Below are 8,735 nucleotides of genomic sequence, written 5' to 3'. Positions count from 1 at the left end.
CACCCTGCACCCCCGCCGCTTCCGCCATGCGTCGGCGCTCGCTTAATTCGAGTGGATAACCCCTGGTGTTGGGGGTTGTTCGTTGGCATACCGGCAGAGAACCCCCAACTCGCGCGGATATCCGCTCGTGTGACTGGTGGGGCGGCGGGGATGGAGCTGGGGTGGCGGAGGTGGCGGAGTTGGTGGAGTTGGTGGAGGTGGTGGTGGGGGACTGGGCGTTGGTGGGGGGACTGGGGTTGGCGCTGGAGTACTGGTTGGCGTACTGAATGTTCGTGATGCGAGACGGTGACGCCATCGTTCGGACATTGTGTGGCAGACTGCAAAACGTCATGAAGAACTACCAGGGCATTATTCCCTAGGCGCGCTCAGCCAGCTGTACCTGAGCGCGCAGACCTCTCGCACCTTGCGGGAGGTTTTTTGTTTGCCTAACCCTCCCTTCCGGAAGGCCGACCCCCATGAGCATCTCGGACGATTTCCACGTCTACGACACGACTCTTCGCGACGGCGCGCAGCAGGAGGGGCTGGCGCTGTCCGTGGCCGACAAGATCGCCATCGCGCAGTACCTGGACGACCTGGGGGTCGGGTTCATCGAGGGCGGCTGGCCGGGCGCGGTGCCCAAGGACACCGAGTTCTTCGAGCGGGCGCGGACCGAGCTGAACCTGAAGAACGCGACGTTCGCGGCCTTCGGCGCGACCCGCAAACCCCAGACCGCGGCCGCCGACGACCCACAGGTCGCCGCGCTGCGCGACTGCGGCGCCGGCGTCGTCACACTCGTTGCCAAGAGCCACGACGCGCACGTCGAGCGGGCCTTGCGGACCACCCTGGACGAGAACCTGCGGATGATCGCCGACACCGTCACGCATCTGCGCGAGCACGGTCAGCGGGTCTTCCTCGACACCGAGCACTTCTTCGACGGATACCGCGCCAACCGCGCCTACGCGCTGGAGGTCGTACGAGTAGCCGTCGAGGCCGGGGCCGACGTGGTCGCGCTCTGCGACACGAACGGCGGGACCTTGCCGCGGGAGCTGCAGGACGTCGTACGGGATGTCCTTGATTCCACCGGGGCCCGGCTCGGCATCCACTGTCACAACGACGCCGGCTGCGCGGTGGCGAACTCGATCGCCGCCGTCGAGGCCGGCGTCACGCACGTCCAGGGCACGATCAACGGGTACGGCGAACGCACCGGCAACGCCGATCTGCTCGCGATCGTCGCCAACCTGGAACTGAAGCGCGAACACCGGCTGCTCCCGCCGGGCAACCTGTCGGAGTCGTTCCGGATCGCCCACGCGATCGCCGAAGTGACGAACGTGCCGCCGTCGACCCGGCAGCCGTACGTCGGCCTGTCCGCGTTCGCCCACAAGGCGGGCCTGCATGCCAGCGCGATCAAGGTGGATCCGGATCTCTACCAGCACACGGATCCGGCGCTGGTCGGCAACGACATGCGGATGCTGGTGTCGGAGATGGCCGGCCGGGCGAGTGTCGAGCTGAAGGGCCGTGAGCTCGGCTTCGACCTCGGCGGTAACAAGGCTGACCGCGACGTGGTCACCCGGGTGACCGAGCGGGTGAAGGAGATGGAGTCGCGCGGGTACACCTTCGAGGCCGCGGACGCGTCGTTCTCGCTGCTGCTGACCGAGGAAGTGACGGGGAAGCGGGCGTCGTTCTTCGACGTCGAGTCGTGGCGGGTGATCACCGAGTCGCGCGCCGACGGCGAGGCGGTGTCCGAGTCGACGGTGAAGCTGGTCGCGGGCGGCGAGCGGGAGATCGTCACGGGGGAGGGCAACGGCCCGGTCAACGCCCTCGACCACGCGCTGCGGACGGCGATCGAGCGCGCGTACCCGGTCGTGAACAAGTTCGAGCTGGTCGACTACAAGGTCCGCATCCTCGACCAGGGACATGGCACGGATGCCGTTATCAGAGTCCTGATCGAGACCGCGGACGGCGAGGGCTCGTGGGTGACGGTCGGCGTCGGGCACAACATCGTCGAGGCGTCGTGGGAGGCGCTGGTCGACGGAGTCACCTTCGGTCTGCTGCGTCACAAGGAGGTCGTCCGATGAGCCTGCTCGCCGTTGAGCGGACGATGACGGTGTTCACCGCCGAGGTCGTCGAGACGGGCGGTCTGCTCGCGCGGATCGCCGTCCTGCTGAACCCGTACGACGTGCGCGAGCTGGCGTTGTCGCTGGACCGGGGCGAACTGCGGATCGTCGTCGAGGGCAACGGGTTCGACGCCGGGCGGGTGGCGGCCCGGCTCGAGAAGGTGATCGGCGTGCTCGAGGTGTCGATCAGCTGACCGGGGTGCCGGCCAGGTAGACGGCTTCTACTGTGAGGTCGGGCGAGAGCAGGACCAGGTCGGCGACGTTGCCGATAGCAAGCGTTCCGCGGTCCTGCCAGCCGTAGTGGCGGGCCGCGTTGCCGGCCACCAGTCGTGTGGCTTGCGGGACGGGTACGGCGAGGACGCGTGTGGCGGTCGCGAGTGCGTCGGCGAGGAAGTGGACCGAGCCGGCGAGCGTGTCGGTGCCGCGCAGGGTGGCGACACCGCCACGGACCTGGACGTGACGGTCGGCGAACGAGTAGTCGCCGTCTCCCAGGCCGGTCGCTGCCATCGCGTCCGTGACGAGCATCGTCCGGTCGAGGCCGGCTGTGCGGGTCGCGACGACGAGCGCTTCGGGCGACAGGTGGGTGCCGTCGGCAATCAGTTCGCAGGCGACGCGGTCGTCGAGGAGTGCTGCGCCGACCGGGCCGGGTTGGCGGTGCGTCATGGCCGGCATCGCGTTGAACAGATGGGTCGCCGTACGTGCGCCGGCGTCGAACGCGCGGCGCGTCCAGGTCCCGTCGTCGTCGGTGTGCCCGACGGCGAAGGTGATCTCGTCCCGATGCCGCTCGATGAGCTCGATCGCCCCGGGAAGCTCGGGCGCGATCGTCATCGCCATCGCCAGCCCGCCGGCCGCGCTGATCAGTTCGTCGAACACCTTCTCGTCAGGCGCGAGCAACGCGTCCGCCGTCTGCGCCCCACGCCTGCGGTGCGACAGGAACGGCCCTTCGAAGTGAATCCCGCGGATGTTGGGTGCATCCGCCTCGACGATCGCCGCCGCGGCCCGAAGGATCCGATCGAGCCGCATGGTCGCCACCGACGCCACCAGACTGGTCGTCCCACGCAACAGGTGACTACGAGCCGCCCGACCCACATCCTCCACCTCCCCCGAGTAGAGCGCCGCCCCACCACCCCCATGACAATGCGTATCAACAAACCCCGGCACCAACCACTGCCCCGCAACATCAACCACCACCGAACCACCCCTCGCCCCGGCCCGACCCGCGTCGCCCCCGGCGGGGACTTCTGGTGACGCGCCTGGGCCCAGGGCGACTATCCGGCCGTGCTCGACCTGCAGCCAGCCGTGGACCGGCTCAGGCGTGCACAGGTGCGCGTTCTGGAAGGTGATCACGGGGCGAGTAGGCGGCGGGCGGCTGCCTCTGCGCAGACTCGGGCGCTGCCGAACGTCTGGATCCAGCCCGCGAAGCCCGAGTAGTCGACCCCGGGGACGCCCATGTCCACCACAACCATGTCCGGGTGCTGGCTGTGCAGTTCGACGATCAGCTTCTCCTGCCAGTCGAAGCGATGCGCGCCCCGCACCATCAGCACCACCTGACTGTCGGCGCCGTACTCCGACCGGAACTCACCCACCCCGGCCCGCGCCATCCCTGGCCCGTTGTACGTCTGCCCGGACAACCCGATGCTCTCGACAACCTTCCCGGCACCGCGCAGCAGCTCCTCCACGCCCCATCCCGAAGACCCGGCAGCGGGGGAGTGCGTCGGCTCCAACCGGATGATCAGTACGGCGTCACCCCGCAGCCGCGGATCCCCGTGCGTCACCGTGACCTGCTCAGCGAGCCGGTCGCCCAAGGCGTTGTCCCGCTCACCCACGTCCGCCTTCGGCCGCGTCCCCAACCGCGTCAGCCGTTCGTTCGCACTCTCCAACCGCTCCAGCGGCAGCCGCCCGTTCTCCACCGCCTCGACCAGTGCAGCGGCCGCCACGTCCACGTCGTCGAGGAACGCCCACGATCCAAGGCACAGCGCATCCGCCCCGGCTTCGATCGCCCGTACGGCGGCCTCCGGCAACGGCGCCACGTCCGCGATCCCGTACATCTCGAGCGCATCGGTGATCACCACGCCGTCGTACCCGAGCTCGCCGCGCAGGATGTCGGTCAACAGCACCTTGCTGATCGTCGCCGGTACGTCGTCCACCTGCGGTACCAGGTCGTGCGACACCATGATGCTGTCGACGCCGGCCTCGATCGCCGCACGGAACGGATCGAGGTAGCTCGCGAGCAACTCCGCCCGCGATACGTCGACCAGCGGCGTCGCGAGGTGCGCGTCCGTACCGCTCATCCCGTGACCCGGGTAGTGCTTCGCGCACGCGCTCACCCCGGCCGCCTGCATGCCCTCCACCCACGCGGCCGTATGGCGGCTGACCAGCTCACGGTCCGCGCCGAAGCAGCGGATCCCGTTCGGGCTGAGCGGGTTGACCGCCGTGTCGACCGCGGGCGCAAGGTCCCAGTCGACGCCGGCCTCGACCAGCGAAAGCCCGATCTGGTACGCCGCCTGCCGGGTCAGGTCGACGTCGTTCAGCTCGCCGAGCGCGCGGTTGCCGGGCATCGAGAAGCCGCCGAGGTTCGCGAGCCGGCTGACATCACCGCCCTCTTCGTCGATCGAGAGCAGCACATGGTCGCGCAGACCGTGCAGCTGTGCGGCCAGCTGCCGGAACTGCGACCCGTCGACGATGTCCTTGCCGAAGATCACGAACCCGCCGAGTCCGGACTCGATCCGCGCCGGGACCCAGTTCGGCACCTTCGGCCGGCCCAGCGCGGGAAACAGCAGACCATGGGCCAGCCGATCGAGCTCTGCGTTCATTACATCCTCCAGAGAAGTCTCAAGGGTGATGATCGGCCTCACCGAAGTCTAAATGACAGTCCGAACTGTTCAGTCTGGACTGATGAGTTATGGTGGTCGGTATGGAGCTGTCGGCGTCCGCGATGCGCGCGGCCAGCGAGGTCCGGGTGGTGCTCGGCCGGGTCAAACGGCGGCTGAAGGCGCTCGCCGACACCGACGATCTGACGCCGTCGCAGTCGTCGGTGCTGAGCCGGCTCGACAAGGACGGGCCGGCGTCGGCCAGCGATCTGGCCGCGGCGGAGCGGATCCGGCCGCAGTCGATCGCCGCGATCCTGGCCGCGCTGCGGCAGGCCGACCTGATCCAGCGCCATCCCGATCCCGAGGACGGCCGGCGGCAGGTCGTGTCGCTGACGACGGCAGGCCGCCACCGCCTGCAGGGTGATCGCAAGGTCCGGCAGGAGTGGCTGGCGCAGACGTTGCAGGAGCACTGCACGGAGGCCGAGCGGCAGACCATCATCAAGGCGCTCGCGTTGCTCGACCGGGCCATCGAGGCGACTGCTCAGTGACAGCGGATCCGGCGCGATTCGACCGCCGGCTGATCGCACCGATGATCGTCGGCTCGGTGCTGAACCCGATCAACTCGTCGATGCTCGCGGTGGCGCTGATCCCGATCGGCGCGGCATTCGGCGTACCGCCGTCGCAGACCGCGTGGCTGGTGACCGGGTTGTACATCGCGACCGCGGTCGGCCAGCCGGTGATGGGCCGGCTCGTCGACCTGTTCGGTCCGCGACCGCTGTACCTGATCGCGACCTCGCTCGTCGGGCTCGCCGGTCTCCTCGGCGCCCTCGCTCCGAACCTCGGCGTACTCGTCGCGTCCCGGGTCCTTCTCGGTCTCGGTACGTCGGCGGCCTACCCGGCGGCGATGTCGTTGATCCGCAGCGAGGCCGACCGGACCGGGATGACGACGCCCGCGGGCATCCTGAGCAGTCTGTCGGTGGCGAACCAGGTGATCGCGGTGATCGGCCCGACGCTGGGCGGCCTGTTGATCGGGCTCGGCGGCTGGCACCTGATCTTCACGATCAACGTCCCGCTGTCGGTGATCTGCGTAGTGCTCGGCTCGTTGTGGTTGCCGCGGCGGGCGCGCTCGCGGGGAGCCGGGGGACTGGACTACGCGGGGGTCGCGTTGTTCACCACGACGCTGGTCGCGTTGATGCTCTTCCTGATGCAGCCGCGGATCTCGCGGTGGTACGTGCTGGTGCTCGCGCTCGTCCTGGGGGTGACGTTCGTGATCACGCAGTTGCGCGTGATGGCGCCGTTCATCGATCTGCGGGTGCTGGGCGGGAACCGGCCGCTGATCCTGACGTATACGCGCCAGGTGCTCGCGTTCGTCGGCGCGTACTCGTTCCTGTACGGCTTCACCCAATGGCTCGAAGAGGCCCGCGGACTCAGTGCCTCGTCGGCCGGTCTGCTCCTGCTACCACTGTCGCTGGCGGCCGTGCTGGTCACGCTGCTGACCGGCCGGCGCGCACAGATCCGCGGCAAACTCATTGCCGGAAGCATCTGTCTGGTCGCTGCCGCCGCGGCACAGTTGCTGGTCGGTCCGGATACGTCGGTCTGGATCCTCGCCGTCGTCGGTGTCATCGCCGGTGTCCCGCAGGGCCTGAACAATCTTGCCAACCAGACTGCTCTTTACCAGCAGGCCGATCCGGCCCGGATCGGATCGTCCGCCGGCCTGCTGCGGACCTGCGTGTACGTCGGTGCGCTCATCTCCGCGGCGGCCAACGCCCACTTCTTCCAGCACGGTGCGACGACGGCCGGACTGCACGAGATGGCGATCTTCCTGCTCGTCATCGCCGGTCTGCTCGTGCTGGTGACCTTCCTGCGACTCCCCGAATAGAGAGGTCCACCCGTGTCCGTCACCACCCTCGATCCCAAGACCGCCCTGGTCGTCATCGACCTGCAGAACGGCGTCGCCGCTCTTCCCGGCGCGCCGCTCAGCACCGCTGACGTGATCAGCAAGACCGTCGAGCTCGCCGACGCCTTCCGCAAACACCAGCTCCCGGTGGTACTCGTCCGGGTCAGCTTCGCGGCTGACGGCGCCGATCGGCTGACCGGCCGGACCGAGCAGCCCCCGCGGTCGGCCGGTGGGACGCCGCCGGCCGGAGCGGACCAGATCGTCGACCAGTTGGCCGGCCATCCCGAGGACATCATCGTGACCAAGCGGAACTGGGGTGCGTTCCACGGCACCGACCTCGACGTGCAGCTGCGCCGGCGGGGCATCACGCAGATCGTCCTGACCGGCGTGGCCACCAGCATCGGCGTCGAGTCGACCGCGCGGGCGGCGTACGAGCACGGGTACAACGTCACGCTCGCCACCGACGCGATGACCGACCTCGCAGCCGAGTCCCATGAGCACTCGCTGACCCGGATCTTCCCGCGGCTCGGCGAGTCCGGCACGACCGAGGAGATCAGCGCGCTGCTCGGATGAATTTGGTTAGGAAGGTTTACTAATAGTCGGTGTTCCGGGTAGCTTGCTGTCTCCGCCCCCACCTCAGGAGACAGCCATGCTCCGATTGCACCGCCCCTTCCTTCTGATCCTGACCATGACGCTGATCGCGGCGTCCGCCATGCTGGCCACCGGGCTTCTCGCCGCCCGGCCCAGCGCCGCGGCCACCAAGGCGCCGGCTCCGTTCCAGCATCCGGGCGTCCTCGTCGACAAGGCGCAGCTCGACTTCGCCCGGCAGCAGGTCCAGGCCGGAGCCCAGCCGCAGAAGGCGGCGTACGACGCGATGAAGGCCAGCTCGTACGCCGCCTTGTCGTACACCCCCAAGCCGCGCGCGATCGTCGAGTGCGGCTCGAGCTCGAACCCGAACAACGGCTGCTCCGACGAGCGCGACGACGCACTCGCGGCGTACACCCACGCATTGCTCTGGTACCTGACGCGCGACGACCGCTACGCCAAGAAGGCGATCCAGATCATGGACGCGTGGTCCGCCGTACTGAAGGACCACACGAACACCAACGCACCGCTGCAGACCGGCTGGTCCGGCGCCTCGTTCTCGCGGGCCGGCGAGCTGATCAAGCACACGTACGGCGGGCAGTGGGCCCAGCGCGGGCGGTTCGAGAAGATGCTGCGCGACGTGTACCTGCCCGAGGTCCGCGACGGCGCGGGCTGCAAGAACGGCAACTGGGAACTGATCATGACCGACGCGGCGATCGGGATCGCGGTGTTCCTCGACGACCACGCGGCTTTTGACAAGGCTCTGAGCATTTGGCGCGGACGGCTGCCCGGGTACGTCTACGAGACGACCGATGGCGCGTACCCGAAGGCTCCGTCGACCTGCTCGTCGAAGGACACCCGCGACGAGATCATCGACTACTGGCAAGGCCAGTCGACGTTCACCAACGGCCTGGCCCAGGAGACCTGCCGCGACTTCGGACACACCGGCTGGGGTCTCACCGCCGCCACCCACGTCGCCGAGACCGCCTACCACCAGGGCATCAACCTGTACGCCGAAGCCGGCAAGCGACTGACCGATGGCTACTACTTCCACACCCGCCTGGAGAACGGGGCCGCGGTCCCGTCCAACCTCTGCGGCGGCACGGTGAAGAAGGGCCTCGGCGCCGTCACCGAGATCGTCTACAACCACTACCACAACCGCCTCGGCCAGCAGATGCCCACAACTCTCGCCTACACCGAGTCCAAACGCCCCGCCGGCGCCAACTACTTCTTCGCCTGGGAAACCCTCACGCACGCCGACAACCCGCGCTGACCTCGGCTGTCGGGAGAGGAGGGCCCGCGGGGCGGCGAGTTGCGCCGCGGGCCCTCCCGTCTGTGCCGAACCCGGGT

The 8,735-nt window shown here is 68.7% G+C and carries 8 protein-coding genes; 6 read left to right on the top strand and 2 right to left on the bottom strand.

Going from position 1 to position 8,735, the window contains the following annotated elements; all coding sequences use genetic code 11:
* Positions 1 to 455: 455 nt before the first annotated feature.
* Both cimA and ACIA58_RS39150 read left to right on the top strand, forming a co-directional pair.
* On the top strand, positions 456 to 2,054 hold the full coding sequence (cimA, locus tag ACIA58_RS39155) for a citramalate synthase (RefSeq protein ID WP_396408930.1): 1,599 nt from the start codon (positions 456 to 458) through the stop codon (positions 2,052 to 2,054).
* A complete protein-coding gene (locus ACIA58_RS39150; RefSeq protein ID WP_396408929.1) occupies positions 2,051 to 2,287 on the top strand; it encodes a hypothetical protein in 237 nt (78 codons plus the stop codon). Before cimA ends, ACIA58_RS39150 begins: the two co-directional genes overlap by 4 nt.
* Here the strand turns inward: ACIA58_RS39150 and nagA are convergent.
* Both nagA and ACIA58_RS39140 read right to left on the bottom strand, forming a co-directional pair.
* Positions 2,280 to 3,281, bottom strand: a complete 1,002-nt coding sequence (gene nagA, locus ACIA58_RS39145) for an N-acetylglucosamine-6-phosphate deacetylase (RefSeq protein ID WP_396409295.1) — start codon at positions 3,279 to 3,281, stop codon at positions 2,280 to 2,282. The two genes, ACIA58_RS39150 and nagA, sit on opposite strands and share 8 nt — an antisense overlap.
* Before the next feature lie 155 nt (positions 3,282 to 3,436).
* Entirely contained in the window at positions 3,437 to 4,906 is a 1,470-nt protein-coding gene (locus ACIA58_RS39140) for a glycoside hydrolase family 3 protein (protein ID WP_396408928.1), read from the bottom strand.
* A gap of 101 nt (positions 4,907 to 5,007) precedes the next feature.
* On the opposite strand from ACIA58_RS39140, the gene ACIA58_RS39135 reads away from it, so the two are divergent.
* From ACIA58_RS39135 to ACIA58_RS39120, 4 genes are all read left to right on the top strand, one after another.
* Entirely contained in the window at positions 5,008 to 5,451 is a 444-nt protein-coding gene (locus ACIA58_RS39135; RefSeq protein WP_396408927.1) for a MarR family winged helix-turn-helix transcriptional regulator, read from the top strand.
* Positions 5,448 to 6,782, top strand: a complete 1,335-nt coding sequence (locus ACIA58_RS39130; RefSeq protein ID WP_396408926.1) for an MFS transporter — start codon at positions 5,448 to 5,450, stop codon at positions 6,780 to 6,782. The genes ACIA58_RS39135 and ACIA58_RS39130 overlap by 4 nt, the downstream gene beginning before the upstream one ends.
* 12 nt (positions 6,783 to 6,794) lie before the next feature.
* A complete protein-coding gene (locus tag ACIA58_RS39125) occupies positions 6,795 to 7,373 on the top strand; it encodes an isochorismatase family protein (RefSeq protein ID WP_396408925.1) in 579 nt (192 codons plus the stop codon).
* A 76-nt stretch (positions 7,374 to 7,449) separates the two neighbouring features.
* Entirely contained in the window at positions 7,450 to 8,658 is a 1,209-nt protein-coding gene (locus tag ACIA58_RS39120) for an alginate lyase family protein (RefSeq protein ID WP_396408924.1), read from the top strand.
* Positions 8,659 to 8,735: the final 77 nt, after the last annotated feature.

The organism is Kribbella sp. NPDC051586, assembly GCF_044453965.1.
In the GTDB taxonomy this organism is placed as follows: domain Bacteria; phylum Actinomycetota; class Actinomycetes; order Propionibacteriales; family Kribbellaceae; genus Kribbella.
The sequence above is the reverse complement of the archived record's forward strand: the minus strand, read 5'-3'. Positions and strand labels throughout refer to the sequence as shown.

Bases quoted from the DNA above. Each gene is read 5' to 3' on its own strand.
- cimA (WP_396408930.1), top strand. From the start codon at position 456: ATGAGCATCTCGGACGATTTCCACGTCTACGACACGACTCTTCGCGAC.
- ACIA58_RS39150 (WP_396408929.1), top strand. From the start codon at position 2,051: ATGAGCCTGCTCGCCGTTGAGCGGACGATGACGGTGTTCACCGCCGAG.
- ACIA58_RS39140 (WP_396408928.1), bottom strand. From the start codon at position 4,906: ATGAACGCAGAGCTCGATCGGCTGGCCCATGGTCTGCTGTTTCCCGCG.
- ACIA58_RS39135 (WP_396408927.1), top strand. From the start codon at position 5,008: ATGGAGCTGTCGGCGTCCGCGATGCGCGCGGCCAGCGAGGTCCGGGTG.
- ACIA58_RS39120 (WP_396408924.1), top strand. From the start codon at position 7,450: ATGCTCCGATTGCACCGCCCCTTCCTTCTGATCCTGACCATGACGCTG.